We start from the raw sequence: 22,061 nt of genomic DNA, 5'->3' as shown, positions 1-22,061 counted from the left end.
TAAAATTAAAACTCAGCGTTTTGTGGTGTTCTAGGGTAAGGAATAACATCTCTAATATTACCCATACCAGTAGTAAACATAACCAAACGTTCAAAACCTAATCCAAAACCAGAATGAACCGCAGTACCATACTTACGTAAATCTAAGTACCACCATAATTCTTCTTCAGGAATATCTAAAGCTTTCATTTTTTCTTTAAGAACATCGAGGCGTTCCTCACGTTGCGAACCACCAACCATTTCGCCAATGCCTGGGAAAAGAATATCCATCGCTCTTACTGTCTTACCATCTTCATTTAAACGCATATAGAATGCTTTAATATTTGCAGGATAATCGAATAAGATTACTGGACATTTAAAATGTTTTTCAACTAAATAACGCTCGTGCTCAGATTGTAAATCTGCTCCCCATTCTTCAATAATATAGTTGAATTTCTTTTTCTTATTTGGTTTAGAATTTCTTAGAATATCAATAGCTTCGGTATAGCTTACACGTTTAAAGTTATTGTCTACAACAAACTTAATTTTTTCAATTAAGCTCATATCACTACGCTCTGCTTGAGGCTTCGTTTTTTCTTCGTCTAAAAGACGCTTTTCTAAAAACTCAAGGTCTTCTCTGTTGTGTTCTAAAACATAGCTTAAAACAGATTTCATAAAGTTTTCAGCTAAATCCATATTGCCTGCCAAATCCATAAAAGCCACTTCTGGCTCTATCATCCAGAATTCAGCTAAGTGACGCGACGTATTTGAGTTTTCAGCTCTAAAAGTCGGACCAAAAGTATATACTTTGCCAAGAGACATGGCAAAAGTTTCAGCTTCTAACTGACCAGAAACGGTTAGGTTAGTCTCTTTACCAAAGAAATCTTCTTTATAGTTAACTTCACCATCTTCAGTTAATGGAGGATTTTTAGCATCTAAACTTGATACTCTAAACATTTCACCTGCACCTTCAGCATCGCTCCCTGTGATAATTGGAGTATGCATGTAGTAAAATCCATTTTCATTGAAATATTTGTGAATGGCAAATGATAGTGACGATCTCAAACGCATTACAGCACTAAAAGTACTAGTTCTGGTACGTAGATGAGCATTCTCTCTTAAAAATTCAAACGAATGCTTTTTAGGTTGAATAGGGTAGGTTTCAGGATCGGAATCCCCTAAAACTTCAAGTTCTTTTACTTGAATTTCTACAGACTGTCCTTTGCCTTGGCTTTCTACCAATTCGCCAGTAATATTAACGGCAGCACCTGTGGTAACGCGTTTTAATAGACTTTCATCAAAATTTTCAAAATCTACAACACATTGAATATTATTTAATGTAGAACCATCGTTAAGAGCAATAAATCGGTTAGCTCTAAAAGTTCGTACCCATCCTTTTACGGTAACATCTTGTAAGGTCACATCTTGTGAAAGTAGTTGTGCTACAGTTTTTGTTGTCATTTTTAAAATATTTTGAATGCTAAGATAATTGTTATTCTTTGTTTTTTATGTTGTCCTCGGTATCATCTTCCGAAGGAATAATATTAATTGCAGGCTCTCTAAGAACTTCTTTATTGGCAATATTTCTTTCTAATGAAAGTAATAAGGATGGCAATAATAGTAAATTAGAAAGCATAGCGAAAAGTAAAGTTATAGAAACTAAAGCTCCTAGAGCTACAGTACCACCAAAACTTGATATGGTAAACACAGAAAACCCGAAAAACAGAACAATTGAAGTATAGAACATACTTACACCTGTCTCTCTAAGGGCTGCATATACTGATTTTCTAATTTTCCAATGGTTGGCTTGTAATTCTTGTCTGTATTTTGCCAAGAAGTGAATAGTATCATCCACAGAAATACCAAAGGCAATACTAAATACCAAAATAGTTGACGGTTTTATAGGAACACCCAGATAACCCATTAAACCAGCTGTGACTAAAAGTGGTAAAAGGTTTGGGATTAGTGATACAATAATCATCCTGAATGAACGGAATAAATATGCCATAAATAATGATATGAGCACAATGGCAAGCGTTAATGAAATCACTAAATTTCTCACTAAGTATTTAGTTCCTTTTTGAAAAACTAAAGCCTTACCGGTCATGGTAACTTCATAGCGTTCCTCAGGAAAAAGTTTAGTTATTTTATTTTGAATATTTTCCTCAATACGCTCCATTTTGTCCGTACCAATATCTTTCATAAAGGTTGTTATACGAGCATATTGACCAGTGCTATCTACAAAATTCTTTAGTAAATCTACATCTGAATTTGAGTTTTTAGCATAAGAAAGAATAAAGCTGTTTTCTTGGCTTGTAGGTAACTGATAATATTTTGGATTTCCGTTATAGTAGGCTTGTTTGCTATATTTTACAAGGCTCACCACAGAAATTGGGCGAGATAATTCAGGAGTTTCGTTGATGAGTTCTTCAAGTTCATTTATGCGTTTTAGGGTGGCTAATTTCATTACACCCTTTTTACGTTTGGTATCAACCATAATTTCTAAAGGCATAATACCATTAAATTCATCTTCAAAGAAACGAATATCTTTAAAAAATTGTTTGTCTTGAGGCATATCTTCAATAAGACTGCCAGAAATTCTTATTTGATTGAGACCAATCATACTTAGAATTATCAAAACGAGAGCTGTTGCATAAATAGTAATTTTTCTATGCTTTACCATGCGCTCTATCCAATCAACAAAGCCTCCGATCCAACGTTTGTTGAGATGTTCTAAATGTCTTTCTTTAGGATAAGGTAAAAACGTATAAATTATAGGAATTATAAGAAGGCACAGTATGAAAATTGCTAGTATACTTAACGATGCTACAATACCAAATTCTTTAAGAAGCTTACTTTCGGTGAGAATAAAAGTAGCAAAACCAGAAGCCGTGGTTACATTAGTCATTAATGTGGCATTACCTACTTTGGTAATAACACGTTGCAAAGATCTTACTTTGTTACCGTGAGATTTTACTTCGTGTTGGTATTTGTTTATTAAAAAAATACAGTTAGGAATACCAATAACAATAATCAATGGCGGAATTAAAGCCGTAAGTACTGTAATCTCATAACCCAACAAACCAATAATCCCAAAGGTCCACATTACACCTATACAAACAACGATCAACGAAATAAATGTGGCTCTAAATGATCTGAAGAAAAAGAAGAAAATTAAAGATGTTACAAATAATGCAGCACCAATAAAGATTGGAATTTCATCAACAATATTTTGTGAGTTAAGCGTTCTTATATAAGGCATACCAGAAACCCTAACATCAAGATTGTTTTTATCTTTAAAGTCTTTTATTTTTTCCTCTAAGACATCAATAATAAAATCTTTTCTAGCAGGAGTATTTACAATGTCTTTCTTTAAATATATAGCTGTACGAATGGTTTTTGTTTCAGCATTAAATAAAAAGTTATCGTAAAAAGGATACTGCTCAAAAAGTTCTGTTTGAAGTTTTTCAATTTGCTCAACACTTCTAATTGAGTCTTTTACAAATGGTTCTAAATCAAACTTTTGATCTTCATTATTTTTAATTAATTTTTGAAGATCCTTTATAGATAGAACTGTTTCAACTTCATCATAAGACTTAAAGGAATCTGCAAGTTTGTTCCAAGCATTAAGTTGTTTTACACTAAATAAGCTAGAATCTTTAACACCTAAAACAATAAGATTACCTTCTTCGCCAAAGATATTTAGAAAGTTATTGTACGTAATGTTAACCTCATGTTCATCAGGTAACATATTAGCTTCAGTATAGGTGAAACGCATATGTCTCCATTGCATGCTAAAGAATACCGTAGCTAAAATTATAGCTAATAAAATGAAAATTTTATTGCGAAGAATTAGCCTCGCAATTGCTTCCCAAAATCCTTTGGTTAATAGTTTAAACATACATTGAAGAAAATGAGCCGCAAAGGTAGAAAAAACCTAAGGAATAGCTAGGTAATTAACACTAATATAATATGAATTATAGTGAAATATTAAAGGTGAACTTAAAAGCGATATTATCTTCAAAATTTGGAAGATGATAACCTCCATATCTGTAGGCAAAACTAAGTCCAAACCCAAAAAGTAATCGATTGATTTCTAAGCCAGACTCTGAGTACAATTTTTCAAGTGTATTGAATTCTATACCTTCATGTCTATCAATACTTTTCATATTGCCAATAGCATATCTTGAAATTAAAACCAATTGTGGTTTAAACCACTCAGAGACTTTAAATGGACTAAAAGCATGTTTTATTTGTAGGGTTGAAAACTTATCACTAAAAAATTCATTGAAATACATAGTTTCAAAACTGTTGAGACCAGCTACTGAGAAACGTTGTAAAATGGTTTCTTTTGTTATGTTATTTGGATAAGCATGATACAAATGCGTTAAAGGCGTTTTACCACCCGCAATACCAGCAACTAAAGTAATATTAGTTTGAGCATTGTTATCATAATTGAACTGTTGAATAGTTCTGAAATCTATTTTAGAAAAATCAAAGTCACTTCCAAAAACAGACTTAAAACCTTTAGTAACTTGAAGAGTGAATTTAGGATAACCATCAATTAAAGTTTTAACCTTATCTCCTTCTAATAATTCAAACGTACTAAAAGGACTCCATTGTAAACTTAGTTTAGCCATACTTAAATCGAATGAGTTATAAGCACGGTCATCAACTAAAAAATTATAATTGTAAGTAGGGTTGATTTTGCTAAGTGACAACTCAGTTTCTGAGACCAAATGGTTGGTTATTTTATGTTCTACAGCTATAGCTTTTGTGATATGTCGGTGAAATAAATCAATGTTTAAAAGCCGAGGTTCAAAAAACGTAAAGAATCGTTTATCCGTTAAAAACTTAGAGCTTCCCGTTTCTTGCAAATCGTCAGTGTATGATAGGTTGACCCAAGTATTTGTAGATCTGCTAACCCTAAAGCCACCACCAATTCTATATTTTATACGGTCATCTTTGAATCCATAAACGACATAAGAATTCAGTCTGTATTTTTCTGAAAATCGGTCGTTGGTAACTCCGCCTAAACCTGTTCTAAATCCTTCGTATTGATTAAATTTTACTAAATAACGTAAATCCGCATTGAAGTAGTTGAAAGGAAAAAAGCCATTACCTATATTTTTAAGAAACTCTGCTTTTTTGATAGAATCACGAGCTTGTTCAATGGAATCTCTATCTTTTGTTTGTGGTTGTTGAGCAAAAATATTTGTTGCATAAAAGAATAAGAGAACAACAAATAAGCGCTGTAACATAAGAGAGGGTAAAATAGTTGTTAAATAAAACATCCCAAAAACACATTTGGGATGAATATTCTTTTTGTTGAGACTAAACAGTCATTATTTCTTTTTCCTTAACGTCTAGAATACTATCAATTTTCTTAACGTAAGAATCTGTGAGCTCTTGTACATCGATTTCAGCATTGCTTTGTAAATCTTCAGAAACATCAGCCTTTTTTAGGTCGTTCATTGCATCTTTACGTGCATTTCTTACACCAATTTTAGCATCTTCTGCTTCAGCTTTTGCTTGCTTTGCTAAATCTTTACGTCTTTCCTCAGTTAAAGGTGGAACATTGATGATAATCATTTCACCATTATTCATCGGATTAAATCCAAGATTAGCAATCATAATACCACGCTCAATTTCTTGAAGCATATTTTTTTCCCAAGGTTGAACAGAAATTGTTCTTCCGTCTGGTGTATTAACATTCGCAACTTGGTTTAAAGGAGTTTGAGATCCGTAATAATCTACCATTACACTGCCTAACATAGCAGGACTAGCTTTACCAGCTCTGATATTAACCAATTGCTTTTCAAGATGCTTTAATGCAGCATCCATGGATTCTTTTGTTGAGTCTATTATAAATTTAATTTCTTCGTCCATTGTGTTAAAATTTTAATTGAGAGTTATCAAAATTTAAGCCAAACCTATAGGTTAACTACCGTTCCAATGTTTTCACCAGTTACGACTTTACGTAGATTTCCTTTTTTGTTCATGTCAAATACTATGATAGGTAATTTGTTTTCCTGACTCAAAGTGAAAGCTGTAGTATCCATAACTTTTAAACCTTTACGTAGCACATCATCAAACGTTATATGGTCAAACTTTATTGCTGAACTATCTTTTTCTGGGTCAGCGGTGTAAATACCATCAACACGTGTACCTTTTAAAATAACATCAGCTTCAATTTCAATAGCTCTGAGTACTGCTGCTGAATCTGTAGTGAAATAAGGATTACCTGTACCACCACCAAAGATAACCACACGGCCTTTGTTTAAATGGCTCATAGCTTTCCTTCTAATAAAAGGCTCTGCAACTTCATTGATTTTTATGGCCGTTTGAAGACGTGTTTTTATACCTGTATCTTCAAGCGCATTTTGCAAGGCCAAACCATTTATTACAGTGGCTAACATTCCCATATGATCTCCTTGAACACGATCCATACCGTTCATAGCACCTGCAACACCTCTAAAAATGTTACCACCTCCAATAACTATAGCGACTTCAACACCCAAGTCCGTAATCTCTTTAATTTCTTCAGCATATTCGTTTAATCGCTCAGGATCTATACCGTATTGACGATTTCCCATTAAGGCTTCACCAGACAATTTTAGAAGTATTCTTTTGTATTTCATTTTGAATTTTAAAAGTTGAACAAAGCTACATAATTATTGGCATCTGTAAAAGAGAAAAAAATATCAAAAAAAAGCCTTTCATTTTTGAAAGGCTTTAATATTCTTTTTTTTTTAGAATAAATGAATTATCCTACAGTAGCACGTTTAAAACCAGCTACTTCTACGTCTCCGTATGTTTTAACGTATTCAGCAACAGTTTGCTTATCATCTTTGATAAACTTTTGATCTAATAAACATTGTTCTTGATCTAAAGTTGTGTTATCAGAAATGAAACGCTCCATTTTACCTGGTAAAATTCTATCCCAGATTTGCTCTGGCTTACCTTCAGCTTTTAATTCAGTTTTAGCATCTTCTTCAGCTTTAGCAATAACTTCTGGAGTTAATTGTGCCATAGAGATGTACTGAGGTACATTTTTTAAAGTTTTGCCTAAACGACCTAACTCTATATTATCTTTTTCGATAGCTGCAATACGAGCTTCAGTTTCAGAAGCTACATAAGCAGGATCAAAATCTTTGTAAGATAAAGTAGTTGCTCCCATAGAAGCTACTTGCATAGCTACATCTTTAACTAAAGTTTCAACATTATCAACTTTAGCAGAAAGACCTACTAATGCAGCAATTTTATTGATGTGAACATATTGTCCAACATATGGTGCTTCTAATTTTTCAAAAGCAGTGATGTCTAATTTTTCACCGATAACACCAGTTTGCTCAGTTAATTTATCTGCAACAGTCATTCCGTCAAAATCAGCAGCTAAGAATTCTTCCTTAGTGTTGTAGTTTAATGCTGTTTCAGCTAAATCGTTAGCAAGTTTTACGAAGTTTTCGTTTTTACCAACAAAGTCAGTTTCACAACCTAATACAATTGCAACACCAACTGTATTGTCTGCATTTATTTTAGCCACAGCAGCACCTTCAGAAGAATCTCTGTCAGCTCTCTTTTCTGCAACTTTTTGTCCTTTTTTACGTAATACTTCAATGGCTTTGTCAAAATCGCCACCAGCCTCGACTAAAGCTTTTTTACAATCCATCATACCAGCACCAGTTGCTTGTCTTAGCTTGTTTACTTCTGCTGCTGTAACTTTTACAGTGTTTTCCATAGTGTTTAAATTTAAAAAGTCGATTAATTAATTTTCAACAAAGAAAAGAATTAAACGACTTTCATATATTTTCTAAATGTTATTTATTCTTCTTCTTCGTTTGCAACAGCTTTTTTAGCCTTTTTTGCAGGTTTAGCTTTACCTTCTTTATCAGCTGCTTTTTCAGCTTTTCTTTCGTTTAAACCATCTTCGATTGCAGATGTTACGATAGATAAAACTTTGTTGATTGATTTAGAAGCATCATCATTTGCAGGGATAACGTAATCTACCTGACGTGGGTCAGAGTTAGTATCTACCATGGCAAAGATTGGAATGTTTAATTTTTGAGCTTCTTTTATCGCGATGTGCTCACGCATAATATCAACTACAAATAAAGCACCTGGTAAACGTGTCATATCAGAGATAGAACCTAAGTTCTTTTCTAACTTAGCACGTAAACGGTCTACTTGTAAACGTTCTTTTTTAGATAAAGAGTTGAATGTTCCGTCTTTCTTCATTCTATCAATAGAAGCCATTTTTTTAACAGCTTTTCTAATAGTAACAAAGTTAGTTAGCATTCCACCTGGCCAACGCTCAGTAATGTAAGGTTGGTTTACAGCTCCTGCTTTTTCAGCAACGATGTCTTTAGCTTGTTTTTTTGTAGCAACGAATAAGATTTTCTTACCTGATGCTGCAATTTTACTTAATGCTGCACAAGTTTCATCGATTTTAGCTGCTGTTTTGTAAAGGTTGATGATATGGATACCGTTACGCTCCATATAGATGTAAGGGGCCATGTTTGGATTCCACTTACGTGTTAGGTGACCAAAATGTACACCTGCGTCAAGTAATTCTTTTACTTCTACTTTTTCCATTTTTGTAATAGTTTACGTTCTGTTGAATTAGCAATGATTAAGTGGTTGCCTTGGCTTGCCTTAACCATTTAGATGCTAAACTAAATCCTGACTGTTAGGTCATGGACAACAATAACTGGTTTAAATTTTGCTGAATTTTCAGCGGTTTCAATAAATAATAAAATAATCCAGAACCTGAAAAGTTCAGATTCTGAATTAAGTGTTGTTGGATATTAACGTTTAGAGAACTGGAATTTCTTACGCGCTTTCTTCTGACCGAATTTCTTACGCTCTACCATTCTTGGATCTCTTGTTAATAGACCTTCTGGCTTTAATATTGCTCTGTTTTCAGCATCAACTTCGCACATAGCACGAGATAATGCTAAACGTATAGCTTCCGCCTGGCCGGTGATACCACCTCCATATACGTTTACAGTAATATCAAAGTTGCCATCATTGTTAGTCATGGTAATAGGTTGGTTTACTTTATACTGCAAAGTAGCAGTAGTAAAGTATTCCGCCATGTCTTTTTTGTTCACCGTGATGTTACCTTTTCCTTGAGCAACATACACACGAGCAACAGCCGTCTTTCTACGGCCAATTTTGTGAATTACTTCCATTAGTTAAATTCGTTTAAATTAATTGTTTTTGGCTTTTGAGCTTCATGAGCGTGCTCAGCACCAGCAACAACAGTTAAGTTTCTAAAAAGAGTTGCTCCTAATTTGTTTTTAGGTAGCATTCCTTTTACTGACTTTTCTACTAATCTGGTTGGGTCTTTCTCAAACATTTCAGTAGCAGTCAAGCTTCTTTGACCACCTGGATAACCTGTGTGACGGATATAACTTTTATCTGTCCATTTGTTACCAGTTAAGTTGATTTTTTCAGCGTTTACAACAATTACGTTGTCACCGCAATCAACGTGTGGCGTAAAGTTAGGCTTGTGCTTACCTCTTAAAAGTTTTGCTACTTTAGAAGCTAAGCGACCTAAGTTTTGTCCTTCAGCATCAACTAAAACCCACTCCTTATTAACGGTAGCTTTGTTAGCAGAAACTGTTTTGTAGCTTAATGTATCCACACTAATTTGATTTATTATTGCACCATAGGGTACAAAAGATTAAACATTTCTCTTCCGAAAAAGAGTTTGCAAATTTACGACAAACAATTGGATTGGCAAATGTTATTTGAAGGTTTTTTTGTGCTGGAAATCAGAGTGATTAAGAATATTATTTTTTAATCAAAATTTCGTCTAAATTTTACTGACTTTAAAAATGAAATTATGCTCGACAAAATTGGCTCTTTCTTGTTCGATTGTAAGTTGAAAATGATTTTCTAATGCAATCTTTTTTATGGTTGTGAGATCACAATCTTGGGATAATATCATCAGAATAGTTTTGTCATCACGATGAGATAATTGTTGGAATAATTGATGGAAATATTCAAAATCTTTACCACAGAACCAAGCTCTTTCTTTTGTGTTCTTTGGTGTTTTAGGATAGTATGGAGGATTAATAATGATATAGTCAAAGCTATTTTCAGAAATATTGTTGAATAGGTCTGAATTTAATATTTCTACATCTAGATTATTTTTTTTAGAAGCTTTGTTTAATGCTTCTAATGCCACTGTGTTTATGTCAGATGCAGTGACTATAGCACCTTTTGAGGTAGCGTAAAGTGATATTATTCCAGAGCCGCAACCTAATTCTAAGAAGGTTTTGTTTGTAATATCTAGTTGCTTTATACAGTCTAATAAGATTTTTGTACTTAGTGTATAGTGTGGTGGAAATACTTCTGGCATGACCATAACCTCAATACCATCATATTTATAAGATCTTGGTTTTGAGAAATAACTCTCGGTACCATATTTTAAAAATGGATGTGATATTTTTTTTAATAGCTTTCTTATCATTCTGAATAAAAACCTTCAATTTCAGGTTGTCTGTATTTCCAAATTTTGTGTAATGCTTTTATTTCATAAGGATATTTGTAAACTCCTGTTTTGTATCGAAGCTGAGAAATGGAACGTAAAATTCTCTTTTTAAATCCTTTAATTCTGAAATCTGATGCTGTAGGATAGTAACCATTAAGTACAGTTTCAAAATTCATTATTCGATCGACCATTTTTGGTGTAAGCCAAGGTGTTAAAGGATTTTTTCTTAAATCGAAATTTTCCCAAGCAGGATCTAACCAATCATCTAGTTTTTTAGGAAAGCTAAATCCAGCTTTTTGGATTTGCTCGTATAATTCAGACCCTTCTGTCGCCACTGGGCTATACAGATATATGATGATTTCAGAGTCAGGATTTATGTCTTTTATTTCTTTAATGAAGTTGATATCCCATTCTATTTGCTCCATAACCTGTTCTGGTGTGTCCGCAGGCATTCCTAATACAAAAGAGAATTCTGGGATAATACCTATAGGATATAGCCGAGCAGCAAAGTCTTTAATACCTTGACCTGTTTGCGTTCCTCCTTTATTCATTTGTTTTAAAATCTCATCATTACCCGTTTCGGCACCTAAGAATATCATTTTGCAACCTGCTTCTTTCATTAAAATTAGGTCATCGTCTGAGTACTTGTTTATGGTATCAATACGACCTTCGCCCCACCAAGTAATACCATCATCTTTTATAAGTTCTGAAAATTCTACAACACGTTTTCTAGAAGTAAAAAAGTTGTTGTCGTGAAATTCTATAGCATCAATACCATAATTGGTTTTAAAATAAGAGACATCTTTATAGACGCTTTCGGCAGATTTCGCTTTCCAGCGTCCATCATATATAGGTACAACTGCACAGAACGAACAGGTAAATGGACATCCTAAACTTGAGTGGTATGAAAATGTTTTACTTCCTAAAAAAGTTCGGCTTAAGTAATTTTCTAAATTATATAAGGAATTGAGATGCTCGTATGGTAAATCAGGTAGCGCATTTTGGTCTAGTAACTTTTCTTTTTTCGTCCTAACAATATTGCCATCTTCATCTTGATAGATAAGATTCATAATGTTAGGAAGCACTTCTAAATTGCCAGATTCTAATGTGTTTAACAGCTGAGGGAATGTGACATCTCCTGGACCATTAACGATATAATCTACATAAGGTGCTTCAATTGACACCTTATATTGATTAGAAGCAAAATAACCTCCCCAAATAGTGATGGAATCAGGAAATTCTTCTTTTATATTTTTGGTAAATGGAATGGCTTGTCGTAATTGAGGGCCAGGCATAACCGTAGAACAGAAGTATTTAAACTCGCCAGTTTTAAAATAGTCGTAAATCGTTTGCCAAGGGTCTTCTTCTAAATTTCCATCAACAAATACATAATCATATTTTCCGTGAATGGATGCACCTACCTGAAGAATAGAATTAGGAATTCTGTGCTTGCTATTGGCACTTCTTGGGTTGAATATGATGATTTTGTTTGACACTATTTTATAAGCTTTGCGAGAATATTACCGTGTAGGTTTTTAATGTTCATTTCGTTGATTTCTAACTTCAATTCTTTTGCTGACAACCAAATTTTACGAATAAAAATAGGATTTTCATTAAGGGTGTAATTGAATTTATACGTTCCTAGTTCATCTAACTTTGATAGACACAGAATGGTTTCTTCTACAAATCCACCTGTAAATTCAAATTCAATCAGAGGGATTTTATAGTTCAAGCTTTTTAAGACTTCGTATTCATAACCTTCAACATCGATTTTACAAAAATCTGGAATTCCGTAACGTTCAATCTGTGAGTTTAAAGTTACAACTTTAACAGGTTGTTTTTTGTTCCAATAAATAGAATCGGTTGTAAAATAGGATTTAAATTTATTGGATAATGTAGCAATTTCTATGTGATTGCCTAATGATAAGTCTAAGGTAGCATTTTCACTACCTATAGCCATATTAACTATTGAAAAATCAGGATATTCCTGGTTTAGTTTATTTAAAGCATTTTGGCAATTTTCTTGAGGCTCAAATGCCACAACAGTATGTTTTAGGCTTAAAAATATTGAACTCTTGTAGCCAATGTTTGCACCAATATCAAAGCAAAGACTATCTTTCTTGAGGATGGACTTGTAAAGGCGCCTAAGCTTTTTTTTATGTAAAAACTTTTTAAAAAACATTCTTTTTTGTCATTAAGCAGTTTTAATTAGTTTTTGTTTTCTAAGTCTTAGATAAAAGAACAACGCAAATATTTGGGCTATAGCGTTAGCGGCCAAGACGCCTGTAACATTATAATCGAGATATAATAAAAGTAATGATAAACCAAAATTGATTATTAGACAAATTACAGAAATAGTGATGACTTTTTTTTCTAGAAACATTTTAAAGCAGACAAGAATATCTATTGAATAAACATAGCAAGGGTAACCAATAATGAAGCCTAAAACGAGTTGGAAAAATGATAGTTGAATATCAAAAAACAAAAGTGCATAATAAATAGAGCCAACTATAAAGCTATTTGCTAAAAGGCCAAAAGTTGCTACATTTTTTTTAATCTTTCTTAGATTTTTAGACGGCATTCTATAAATGTTCTTTACGTAAGGAAAAAGTAATAGCATTACAACTGACTGAGAAAAAATGAAAAACCCTGAAATGATTTGATACTCGCCTAATAATTTACCAGAATAGAATATGCTGTAAGCATAAATATCAATCTTAGACTGCATAAATCCAGATATTGCTAATAGGAAAAAAGGTAAACTCAATTTTAGAAGACTAAAATCGAATTTAAACTCTTTAAACCTTAAAAACTTTTTATAGATAATAATAGACATCACTGCCTTAATAACAACAGAGATTGCATAACTCCTTATTAAAATTGAAATATCTAGATTTTTTCTAAAAATGAATAACATAATTATTAGTACCAAAAAGCTGATAACCTCAATGCTAATAGATATAATGTAGTCTCGATTGTAATAAATTATTGATAGAAATGAATCATACAAAAATAAACCTAATAACCATAATATTAAATACAATGACAGATGTAAAGGAAATAGAATTAAGATGCTTACAATAAATATTGTGCAAAGTACTAATCTGGCTAAAACTAGTTGTTGCCAATCTGCAACAATATTTCTTGGGTTTTGACTGAATAAGCGAAGTAAATAGTTCTTGCTTCCCCAACTTGTTACTATTGAAGCTAAAAAGAAAAAGAGCATATACTCTACAAAATTACCCCAAAGCGCTTTTGAAAAATAATTGACAATGAGATAAGAAAAAACTATAGAAATTAAGGGGTTTAAGACACTTCTAAAACCATTGATTGCTATTGGGTAAAAACGATTAGCTGTTTTCTTTAATTTTTGGTTGGTCATTTAATTTCTTCTATAGCAAAATCACAATTTAAGCTATTTAAATTTTAGAGACCTATATATCATTGATTAATATTATTTTTATCAATAGCGATGAGAAATTTTTTAAATCTAAATAGACAGACCTTAATATATTTCACACCTTTAGGGTTGGTGTTGATTTACTTTTTTTTGAAATCATTGTCTTTTCCTTTGCACGATTTTGCCAATAGTTATTTTCCTGCTGATATTACTTCGAATAGTGAAGAACCAGAACTTATTCTTTTTGATATCTATAACTACAACGAGTACATCTGGGATTTAGGTTATAAAGAAGTTTTGGGCGATTTTTATCTCAATAGCCCTTTTAATGCTGTAGCTTTTTATCCGTTAACTTATGTGCAGAACGCTTATATCGCCAAGGCGATTTTTAATTGCATAAGCATACTACTCTTTATAATATCCGTATATCTTTTGTATCAACGCTTGGGTAAAAGCAAAAGGTGGTTAATTGTTGCAGTACCTATATTGTTTTTTATTCCTTTGAGGAATCAAATTATGTTTGGTCAAACGTATTTTTTGGTGTTTTTATTGGTTGTTATTGGTTATGTGTTATTTGAAAAACAAAAGAGACTATCAGGAAGTAGTCTGTTGGTTACAGCAGCTTTGCTGAAAGTATTTCCTATAGCTTATGGTTTGCCACTGCTTTTTAAAAGGGAATGGAAAACAATTTTAACGGCGATAATTGTAGCCATAGTCTTTTTGGCATTGTCTATAGCGTTCACAGGAATTTCAATATGGGAAACCTATTTTTTTGAAGTGATTCCCAATGCCATAAAAAATAAGAGTACGGTTAATTTTCAGTACAACGCGCAATCTATGGATGTGTTTTTAAAAACACTATTTGTTAAGGATGACTACTATAATCCATCAGCCATTTTTGATAATGAACAACTGTATTATGCCTTAAAATGGATTTATAAATCAGTTGTAATTGGTATAGCCATATCTCTTAGTTTGTCTCGTAAAAATGAACTGTTTGCTTTGCTTTCAATTTGGGTAGTGACTTTATTTTTACTACAATCTAGAACTGCAACTTACGCTCAGGTTTTATGGCTGATTCCAGCGTACTATATAATGTCATTATCTATCTCAAAAACAAAAATAATAGTATTTCTTGTTGTGTTGTTTTTGGTATGTAATCTGCCGATTGCTAGTTTAGAACCTTTGCCTTTGGTGTTTAAATTTTCAAGATTATGGCTTAGTATTATCCTAGCAGGTCTATTTTTCTTTAGTTTTAATACAAAGATTAATTACAAGTATATCGCCTTAGGCTTTGTAATCTTATTGCCTTTGCATTTTGATATGTTTTCTAAACCAAAAAAAGACAATTCAACTTATGTTTTAGAAGAACAAAAGCATTTTATGATTTATGATTTTTATGAAGAAAAGGGTGTTTTAACATATGTAGCACTTGGTAAAAATGGTAATGAGATTGTGGCAACTAACATAAGCATCAAAAGTTTTGACGAAGCTTCGTACACTATCGTAAACAACCAGGTTGTAGTCAATGGAAAACAGATAACAGATACACCTGATCTTAAGAAAAAACCAGTATTAGTAAATGATTGTGAAGTGTTTTTTCTTACTGACTCAAGATCGCGGAGAGGTGCTTACACTATAAAAAAGATTGATATTTGTAATTCGTTTTGAGTCTCTTTATTTCAATGAGTTAAAGAGTTTGAAGTTGTAAAGTTTCAAACGTTGAAATAAAAAAGCACAAGACACTTTTAATACACCAATACCATAAATAAAACTACGCTTAAAATTTATAGATGATGAGTCTTTTTCATATTTAGCAGGACAGGATATTTCACCAATAATAATACCTTTATAACAACATTGAGCCAAAATCTGATTATCAAAAATAAAGTCATCTGAATTATTTTGATAAGGAATAGATTTTAAAACCTTAGTGCTAAATGTTCTATACCCAGTGTGATATTCAGATAATTTCTGATTCATTAGAACATTTTGAATAAACGTCAATATTCTATTAGAAATGTATTTATAAATAGGCATACCGCCAGAAAGTGCACTTTTTCCCAAAATACGAGACGCAAGTACAACATCATAAACTCCGTTAGCCACCATATCAGCCATTGCGGGAATTAACTTTGGGTTGTACTGATAATCTGGATGTAACATTATAACAACATCAGCACCTAATTCAATAGCCTTATCATAGCAACTTTTTTGATTAGCACCATAACCTAAGTTTTTGCTATGTTGAATAATATGCTTTATGCCAATATGCTTTGCAACTTCTAGAGTGTTATCGTTGCTGTAATCATCTGTGAGAATCACTTCGTCAACTATATCCAGAGGTATTTCTCTATAAGTTTGCTCTAAAGTTTTTGAAGCATTATATGCAGGAAGTATGACTACTATTTTTTTTTGATAGAGCATTTATTTCAAGAGATTAATAGTGTTACTTGATTTTTCTCTTATACTCTCTGGAACCTCAATAACCTTAAAAGGGGATAGACTATCAATATCTTTTCTATGATACAAATTACCTAAAAAAGGGAATTCTTCATAAATATGGGTTTCTAATCCAGAAAGTTTGTTTTCAACTTCCTTTAGAGGCATATTCCATTCTCTAGATATACGTTCGCCAGAAGGTTCCATAAAAGAGATATAAACAAGCTCTAATTCTGTGTGTAGTTTTTTATTCTTTAGGCTTTTATCTTTCCATAGAGTATTTTGATATTTTTGAAGCTTTTGGTTAAAATAGACCAAAGTATCATCTAGCTTAAAATAATCTAAGTAGTTGTTGTAGTTTTTTTGTGTTTTAAATAAAGGCTGTACAACAACCTCGTGACACCAAATACATTTTGCATGAGTTCCTGCTCGAGTAAGATTACTATTAGCAGCATATTTAATATTTCCCTTTATATCGTAAATTCCAAATTTTAATTGACCATTTGGCATTCTCTCTGTGGTTTCATATTCTAAGGTATCCTTAGTAATAGAATCAATTTCAGCAGAGATAAATGCTTGTCTGTTATTTTCAAGAATATCAGTAAAAGAAATTATACGATGTACATTCGATATGCTAGAGTTATCTATGTATCCTTTTGTTTCCAAAAATTGATAATCTTCATTAAAATCTTTTAATGTTTCCGACACATCTGTTATAGCGTAATAGTGGCTAGAAGTACCAAAGGTTAACGTTACATAACGACCTAAATCAAAAGCATTATGTTGTTTATAGTATTCGGTTTTCTTAAATAAGTATTGAAGTTTAGCTAGTTTAGAACTAGCATCTTCAGAAAACCCTAGAGTTCTAACGTCTAAAGAAACTATAGAATCTTTTGGATTAAATTTAATGAGTGTAGAATCATTGGCAATGGTAGAACCCAAATACGAAAAAGCCCATTTTAAGCCAGTAATGTTTCGCTCAAATGTATCTTCTGGATAAGCTTTATTCCATTTCAGATTGATTTCATAATCTTTCTTCGAACATGAAAAACAAAGGAATAAAACAATCAATATGGAAAGATAGGGTTTCATACTATTTGCTTAATTTCATTAGTCCTCTCGCTAAGCTGGATTTTAACTTATAGCCAATCATCTTTTTTAGATTTTTGTCATTAAGTTTTTCCTTATTGAAATTAACCTCATTAACAATTCGTCTTACCGCATAATCGTAAAATTTTCTGGGATAAGTTCTTGTGAAATCAATATCTCTATCTGTTGAGGTTTCCCAGTTTGGCTTAACGGTTATTTTATCTTCAATGTCATTATATAAAGATGTCCCCTTAATCGGATAAGCGACAGTGATTGTAAAATGTGTAGGATTTGCGGCTTTTAAATAAGTTATAGTGTCGTTAATATCCTTTTCATTTTCACCTGGATAACCAACCATAATAAACGTGCCAGATTCCATGCCTAGAGCATTGGTTTTTTGTATGGCTTCTTTAACAACATCAACATCCACACGTCTGTCCATGGCATCAATTATTTTTTGAGACCCACTTTCAGCACCAATCCAGATTCTATAGCATCCAGCTTCTTTCAATAATTTAAGGATGTCGTCATTTAGACGCTCGGCTCTAGTAATACACTCAAAGGGAATTATAGCATCTTGTTTTATAACCTCATCATGAAATGCTTCTAACCACTTATGACTGACAGTAAAAACATCATCTACAAACCAAATCGTATCTGGATTATAAGTGTCCTTCAATAGCTTTAACTCATTGGCAACTAAATCCGCAGGCCGTCTTCTATAACTTTGGCCATAGACTGCAGTACTACACCATTTGCAGGTGTAAGGACAACCACGTTGTGTACTAACTGTCATAGAACTCTTGCCATGGTGAGTTTTCCATGTGTTTAAGTATTTATCTACAGGAATAGCTTCTCTGTTGGGTAATGGCAGCTCAGTAAGGTCTTTGATTTTTGTACGTGGCGTAGTTTTTTTTACGCTACCATTTTCCAAATAAGCAATGCCACTAATTTCATTGTAAGTCTTGTTGTTAATGATGGCATTGTAAAGTTCAAAAGTCGTTTGTTCACCTTCACCAATAATTAAAAAATCAGAACCAGTATTTAAGTAATTTTCACAATTGTATGTGATATCTGGTCCGCCCAAAATAATTTTTGGGTAACCATATTTTTCATCGGTTTTTAAAAGTTTGACTAGTTTAATGACATTGATTTTTGTCATTAGATTAGTATATATGGCTACAACCTTGGGTTGTTTTTCTTCAATAAAATGAAGTTGCTCTGCTTTTGAATAAAACGTTGAATCAAACACAAAATTAGAAACGTTATTTTGGTTGAGATAAGCAGAAATATATAGAATTCCCAAAGGTGCGTAAGGCTTCATGATGGCCCTTTCTTTAGCATCTTCAAATAAATAGTAAGCATGTGTTAGTAAAATGCTCATCTCTTATTTTTTGGTTAGTTCTATTAAAAAATGATCTGAATATTTAGCCCAAACCGAAGCAGTTAATATTTGATCGATAAACTTAAGTATAGATAAAAAAGGTGCTTTAGAAAGAAACGAATCTTCTAAATATGAAGGCGGAATGGCTAGGCCAATTGGTTTTATGTTTTCTGTTTTATAATTTGATTTCGTAAATTCTATAATATCCTTAGGATTGTAGTACCAGGTTTTTACATCTACACCATCAACATTAGCTAAAACACAATCATTGGTTTGTCGTCTTTTAGCTTGTTTAAGTTTTCCTTTTAAAGAAAAATATAATTTTTCCCAAAGACATTGCTTTGTCATTATAACCAATATCATTTTTCCTTCAGGCTTAAGCAATCTAGAGGCTTTTGTAAAAAAAGATTGTAATTCAGATTTTGATAAACAGTTAAATCCGCCGAAGTTTGAGAATATTAAATCGAATGTTTTGTCAAATGAGTTCTTTTCAATTGTATTGATATCCTGTACTCTGAAATTTAAATTTTTAGATCTAGATTTTGCGCTGGCTAGTTTTATCATACTTTCAGAAATGTCCGTGGCAATTACTTCATGACTAAGTTTAGCAAAATTGATAGCATCTTCGCCAGTGCCACAATTCAATTCTAAGATGTCAAGTTTTTTATTTTGTGTAATAATAGGATTTAGATATTTAAAAACCATATGACGTTGCGCCTTTCCTATGTTAGAAAAAGTAAAGACTGTATCGTAATGGGCTGCAGCAATATCAAAATCGTTAACCATTAGAAATTTCCATATTTTTAAGTTGAAGCTTATCAACTAAAGACGAAGGTAAATAATAACCCAAAAGTACTATTGATCTTAGTTTCTGTTTTGAAAGTGCTAACGGATTTTTAAATACGGTTTTGATATTCTCAAAAGCTTGACTCTTTCGATATTCTTTGTGAACATAGCGCTGTAATTTTTTGTAAAATTTAGAACTGTATGTACCTTTAAATAGCATAGCTAAATCATCAGAATCGGTCCAGTTGGCTTTGAGTTGTAGATCGTCTTTTACCTTATCGTAAAATTTTGTTCCAGGCAAAGGATACGAAACCGAAACACCGATATTGTCAGGTAGTAGCTCTTTTATCATAGCAATGGTTTTAGCAATGTCAGCTTTTGTTTCACCCAAATAACCAAATTGTATAAAAAAGGCGACTCTAACACCTCTCTGCTTTAAAAGTTTGGTGGCTTCATAAATCTGCTCAATGGTGGTGTCTTTGTCCATAGCATCCAAAATACTTTGAGAGCCACTTTCCGCACCAACCCAAACTTCTTCCAAGCCACTTTCGGCTAAAGCATCGATGGTATCTTCTTTCAACAATAAATCAACTCGACTTTGTATATAGTAAGAAATTTTAAGTCGTTCTTTCTTTAGTTCTTCATTGAAATTTTGAACCCAATTTGGTTTCAGCCCAAAAATATCATCACACATCCAAAAACGATTCACACCATAAGTTTCAGATAGATATTTTATGTGTTTTGTAATATATTCTGGTGAATGCGAATTGTATCGATTACCGTAGATTGGTTTAGCACACCAATTGCATTTAAAAGGGCAACCTCTAGTGGTTGCAATATTTAAAGTGAATTCATTATTACCACTTTCCCAAATATCACGATAAGGCTCAATATCTATTAAATCCCAAGCAGGAAGAGGCAACTCGTCTAAATTTTTTAAAACCGGTCGCTTAGGATTCTTTATAATTTTATCATTTGTTTCATAAACAATTCCTTGAATATTTGAGGTGTCAAAGTCGTTTTCTAAAGCATTAACCAATTCTTTTAAAGTGATTTCTCCTTCTCCTTGAATTATAAAATCAGCACCAGCATTCAGGTATTTCTCATAGTGATCCGTAGAATCTGAACTGCAAACAATGATTTTACAATTAAGATTTTTGGCAATTTTTATCATTTCAAAAGCAGCCTCACGCATGGTGGTTAAGCACATTTTTGTGAGATAATTAAAACCGTCATCATAAATTACAAAATACTTTGGCTTTTCAGTTTCTAAGTAAGGTTTTATAACTTTCGGATGATCTAATAAATTAGCATCAAAAACACCAACTTTATAATTATTTTCTCTGAGATAGGATGCAGCATATAAAGTGCCTAAAGGTGGATATGGCGTTTTGTTTTTCCACTGTTTAGGATCGAATTTATAGTAGTAAGAATGTGAAAATACAATATCAAGCATTTTCCATGGTCAAATTTAGGTTGTAGGCTTTATTTTTATTTTCGTAATTTTTATTCAGTCTTACGATAACTTGAGACTGGAAATCTTGTGGATGATGTTTAGAAACATCATTGGTAGACTTCATGGCAATTTCAAAATTGTCTTTTTCTAAATGGTTAAATTTTTGTTTCCACTTTTTTAATGTAACCGCTTTAAGTCTTTTATCAATAAACCTTCCTAAACTGTTGTCAAAAATCAACTCTAGAGTTTTACTCCAAAAAGGTTTGGAATGCATCTCACGTATAAATTTTTGATTAATTGTTTTGTTGGGATAGAAACCTAAAGTCCATTTGTTGGACTCTATAAACTTATCGAAAGTAGCTTTTCCGTAAATAGGAATAAGCGTCATCAATTCCGTTGCAGTAAACTTATTCTGTTCTTTTATTTTTAGTTTATTAGAACTTATAAAATAGTTGACGCAGAAGTACTTTTTTGAATTCAATAAAAACACTTTTTTGAATAAAATTAAAAGTGTTCGTGCAAGCCATAAATGATTGGGTTTTGTAATAATAAAAAAATCAATGTCACCATCATTGTCATAATAACCTTTAGAAAGCGAACCCGAAATAGATACAGATTCTATAAAAGGGAATGAAGCAATTAGCTTGGCACGTTTTAAAGCTTTTGGCATAATATCCTTGGCCATTTTATTGCCTTTAATACGTCTTTCAACTAAACTGAAATTATTTTTATCAGTGTAATAATCCCCAAACTTATAGATGATTTTTTTATTGGTTAACTCTTCAAGTTCACGCTGAACTGCTTCCATGTTTTCTAAACAGGAATAGTTAAAAACCTCTTCTTTTTTCAAAGGATAATTAAAAACAGAGGAGTATATGATAACTTTAAGAGCGTTCATTTTTTAAGTTGGTGATTTATAAAAATAAGACTAATTATATATTAACTACGATATTAGACAAATTTTTAGATGTTTTTTGAGTTCTTTTTTATAAAACAACTCAATGCTAAAAACCACTGAAAAAAAG

At 32.3% G+C, this 22,061-nt stretch carries 20 protein-coding genes; 1 reads left to right on the top strand and 19 read right to left on the bottom strand.

Translation table 11 applies throughout. The features are described 5' to 3' along the window. Window positions 1-5: 5 nt before the first annotated feature. From asnS to AC2H4K_RS06000, 13 genes are all read right to left on the bottom strand, one after another. Complete coding sequence (asnS, locus tag AC2H4K_RS06060; RefSeq protein ID WP_281140377.1) at window positions 6-1,439, bottom strand: asparagine--tRNA ligase; 1,434 nt, start codon at window positions 1,437-1,439, stop codon at window positions 6-8. A gap of 31 nt (window positions 1,440-1,470) precedes the next feature. Then, on the bottom strand, window positions 1,471-3,879 hold the full coding sequence (locus AC2H4K_RS06055) for an efflux RND transporter permease subunit (protein WP_281140376.1): 2,409 nt from the start codon (window positions 3,877-3,879) through the stop codon (window positions 1,471-1,473). Window positions 3,880-3,955: 76 nt separating this feature from the next. Beyond that, entirely contained in the window at window positions 3,956-5,272 is a 1,317-nt protein-coding gene (locus AC2H4K_RS06050) for a DUF5686 family C-terminal domain-containing protein (protein WP_281140375.1), read from the bottom strand. Between the two features lie 40 nt (window positions 5,273-5,312). Then, window positions 5,313-5,867: a ribosome recycling factor gene (frr, locus tag AC2H4K_RS06045; RefSeq protein ID WP_281140374.1), complete on the bottom strand. Its 555-nt coding sequence runs from the start codon at window positions 5,865-5,867 to the stop codon at window positions 5,313-5,315. 44 nt (window positions 5,868-5,911) lie between these two features. Further along, window positions 5,912-6,619 (bottom strand): UMP kinase, encoded by a 708-nt coding sequence (gene pyrH, locus AC2H4K_RS06040; protein WP_281140373.1) that lies wholly within the window; start codon window positions 6,617-6,619, stop codon window positions 5,912-5,914. Between the two features lie 125 nt (window positions 6,620-6,744). Continuing rightward, window positions 6,745-7,719: a translation elongation factor Ts gene (gene tsf / locus AC2H4K_RS06035; RefSeq protein WP_281140372.1), complete on the bottom strand. Its 975-nt coding sequence runs from the start codon at window positions 7,717-7,719 to the stop codon at window positions 6,745-6,747. Between the two features lie 83 nt (window positions 7,720-7,802). After that, window positions 7,803-8,573 carry a 30S ribosomal protein S2 gene (rpsB, locus tag AC2H4K_RS06030; RefSeq protein ID WP_281140371.1) on the bottom strand — a complete coding sequence of 257 codons (771 nt, stop codon included), beginning with the start codon at window positions 8,571-8,573 and terminating at the stop codon, window positions 7,803-7,805. Window positions 8,574-8,785: 212 nt separating this feature from the next. Beyond that, the gene (rpsI, locus tag AC2H4K_RS06025) at window positions 8,786-9,172 is read right to left on the bottom strand and encodes a 30S ribosomal protein S9 (protein ID WP_281140370.1); all 387 of its coding nucleotides are present in this window, start codon (window positions 9,170-9,172) and stop codon (window positions 8,786-8,788) included. Further along, the gene (rplM, locus tag AC2H4K_RS06020; protein ID WP_281140369.1) at window positions 9,172-9,627 is read right to left on the bottom strand and encodes a 50S ribosomal protein L13; all 456 of its coding nucleotides are present in this window, start codon (window positions 9,625-9,627) and stop codon (window positions 9,172-9,174) included. The genes rpsI and rplM overlap by 1 nt, the downstream gene beginning before the upstream one ends. A 171-nt stretch (window positions 9,628-9,798) precedes the next feature. Beyond that, window positions 9,799-10,458, bottom strand: a complete 660-nt coding sequence (locus tag AC2H4K_RS06015; protein WP_281140368.1) for a methyltransferase — start codon at window positions 10,456-10,458, stop codon at window positions 9,799-9,801. Further along, window positions 10,455-11,975 (bottom strand): B12-binding domain-containing radical SAM protein, encoded by a 1,521-nt coding sequence (locus AC2H4K_RS06010; RefSeq protein WP_281140367.1) that lies wholly within the window; start codon window positions 11,973-11,975, stop codon window positions 10,455-10,457. The genes AC2H4K_RS06015 and AC2H4K_RS06010 overlap by 4 nt, the downstream gene beginning before the upstream one ends. Next, entirely contained in the window at window positions 11,975-12,661 is a 687-nt protein-coding gene (locus AC2H4K_RS06005) for an FkbM family methyltransferase (protein ID WP_281140366.1), read from the bottom strand. The genes AC2H4K_RS06010 and AC2H4K_RS06005 overlap by 1 nt, the downstream gene beginning before the upstream one ends. Window positions 12,662-12,673: 12 nt before the next feature. Further along, a complete protein-coding gene (locus AC2H4K_RS06000; RefSeq protein WP_281140365.1) occupies window positions 12,674-13,861 on the bottom strand; it encodes a hypothetical protein in 1,188 nt (395 codons plus the stop codon). Between the two features lie 90 nt (window positions 13,862-13,951). Between AC2H4K_RS06000 and AC2H4K_RS05995 the strand changes: the two genes are divergently transcribed. After that, window positions 13,952-15,550, top strand: a complete 1,599-nt coding sequence (locus AC2H4K_RS05995) for a glycosyltransferase family 87 protein (protein ID WP_281140364.1) — start codon at window positions 13,952-13,954, stop codon at window positions 15,548-15,550. A 6-nt stretch (window positions 15,551-15,556) separates the two neighbouring features. On the opposite strand, the gene AC2H4K_RS05990 is transcribed toward AC2H4K_RS05995, so the two are convergent. Genes AC2H4K_RS05990 through AC2H4K_RS05965 form a run of 6 tightly spaced genes read right to left on the bottom strand, consistent with a single transcriptional unit; the run spans window position 15,557 to window position 21,934 of the window. Continuing rightward, a complete protein-coding gene (locus AC2H4K_RS05990) occupies window positions 15,557-16,306 on the bottom strand; it encodes a glycosyltransferase family 2 protein (protein ID WP_281140363.1) in 750 nt (249 codons plus the stop codon). Next, a complete protein-coding gene (locus AC2H4K_RS05985; protein ID WP_281140362.1) occupies window positions 16,307-17,413 on the bottom strand; it encodes a hypothetical protein in 1,107 nt (368 codons plus the stop codon). A gap of 1 nt (window position 17,414) precedes the next feature. Further along, the gene (locus AC2H4K_RS05980; protein ID WP_281140361.1) at window positions 17,415-18,794 is read right to left on the bottom strand and encodes a B12-binding domain-containing radical SAM protein; all 1,380 of its coding nucleotides are present in this window, start codon (window positions 18,792-18,794) and stop codon (window positions 17,415-17,417) included. Between the two features lie 3 nt (window positions 18,795-18,797). Next, entirely contained in the window at window positions 18,798-19,580 is a 783-nt protein-coding gene (locus tag AC2H4K_RS05975; RefSeq protein WP_281140360.1) for a class I SAM-dependent methyltransferase, read from the bottom strand. Next, a complete protein-coding gene (locus AC2H4K_RS05970) occupies window positions 19,573-21,036 on the bottom strand; it encodes a B12-binding domain-containing radical SAM protein (RefSeq protein ID WP_281140359.1) in 1,464 nt (487 codons plus the stop codon). The genes AC2H4K_RS05975 and AC2H4K_RS05970 overlap by 8 nt, the downstream gene beginning before the upstream one ends. Then, window positions 21,029-21,934, bottom strand: a complete 906-nt coding sequence (locus tag AC2H4K_RS05965; RefSeq protein ID WP_281140358.1) for a nucleotidyltransferase domain-containing protein — start codon at window positions 21,932-21,934, stop codon at window positions 21,029-21,031. Before AC2H4K_RS05965 ends, AC2H4K_RS05970 begins: the two co-directional genes overlap by 8 nt. Window positions 21,935-22,061: the final 127 nt, after the last annotated feature.

It is taken from the genome of Winogradskyella sp. 266wxhm, from assembly GCF_058964685.1.
This window is presented reverse-complemented; position numbering and strand designations above follow the sequence as displayed.

Coding starts and splice junctions, on each gene's coding strand:
- asnS (WP_281140377.1), bottom strand. CDS start 1,439: ATGACAACAAAAACTGTAGCACAACTACTTTCACAAGATGTGACCTTA.
- AC2H4K_RS06055 (WP_281140376.1), bottom strand. CDS start 3,879: ATGTTTAAACTATTAACCAAAGGATTTTGGGAAGCAATTGCGAGGCTA.
- AC2H4K_RS06050 (WP_281140375.1), bottom strand. CDS start 5,272: ATGTTTTATTTAACAACTATTTTACCCTCTCTTATGTTACAGCGCTTA.
- frr (WP_281140374.1), bottom strand. CDS start 5,867: ATGGACGAAGAAATTAAATTTATAATAGACTCAACAAAAGAATCCATG.
- pyrH (WP_281140373.1), bottom strand. CDS start 6,619: ATGAAATACAAAAGAATACTTCTAAAATTGTCTGGTGAAGCCTTAATG.
- tsf (WP_281140372.1), bottom strand. CDS start 7,719: ATGGAAAACACTGTAAAAGTTACAGCAGCAGAAGTAAACAAGCTAAGA.
- rpsB (WP_281140371.1), bottom strand. CDS start 8,573: ATGGAAAAAGTAGAAGTAAAAGAATTACTTGACGCAGGTGTACATTTT.
- rpsI (WP_281140370.1), bottom strand. CDS start 9,172: ATGGAAGTAATTCACAAAATTGGCCGTAGAAAGACGGCTGTTGCTCGT.
- AC2H4K_RS06015 (WP_281140368.1), bottom strand. CDS start 10,458: ATGATAAGAAAGCTATTAAAAAAAATATCACATCCATTTTTAAAATAT.
- AC2H4K_RS06005 (WP_281140366.1), bottom strand. CDS start 12,661: ATGTTTTTTAAAAAGTTTTTACATAAAAAAAAGCTTAGGCGCCTTTAC.
- AC2H4K_RS06000 (WP_281140365.1), bottom strand. CDS start 13,861: ATGACCAACCAAAAATTAAAGAAAACAGCTAATCGTTTTTACCCAATA.
- AC2H4K_RS05995 (WP_281140364.1), top strand. CDS start 13,952: ATGAGAAATTTTTTAAATCTAAATAGACAGACCTTAATATATTTCACA.
- AC2H4K_RS05990 (WP_281140363.1), bottom strand. CDS start 16,306: ATGCTCTATCAAAAAAAAATAGTAGTCATACTTCCTGCATATAATGCT.
- AC2H4K_RS05985 (WP_281140362.1), bottom strand. CDS start 17,413: ATGAAACCCTATCTTTCCATATTGATTGTTTTATTCCTTTGTTTTTCA.
- AC2H4K_RS05980 (WP_281140361.1), bottom strand. CDS start 18,794: ATGAGCATTTTACTAACACATGCTTACTATTTATTTGAAGATGCTAAA.
- AC2H4K_RS05975 (WP_281140360.1), bottom strand. CDS start 19,580: ATGGTTAACGATTTTGATATTGCTGCAGCCCATTACGATACAGTCTTT.
- AC2H4K_RS05970 (WP_281140359.1), bottom strand. CDS start 21,036: ATGCTTGATATTGTATTTTCACATTCTTACTACTATAAATTCGATCCT.
- AC2H4K_RS05965 (WP_281140358.1), bottom strand. CDS start 21,934: ATGAACGCTCTTAAAGTTATCATATACTCCTCTGTTTTTAATTATCCT.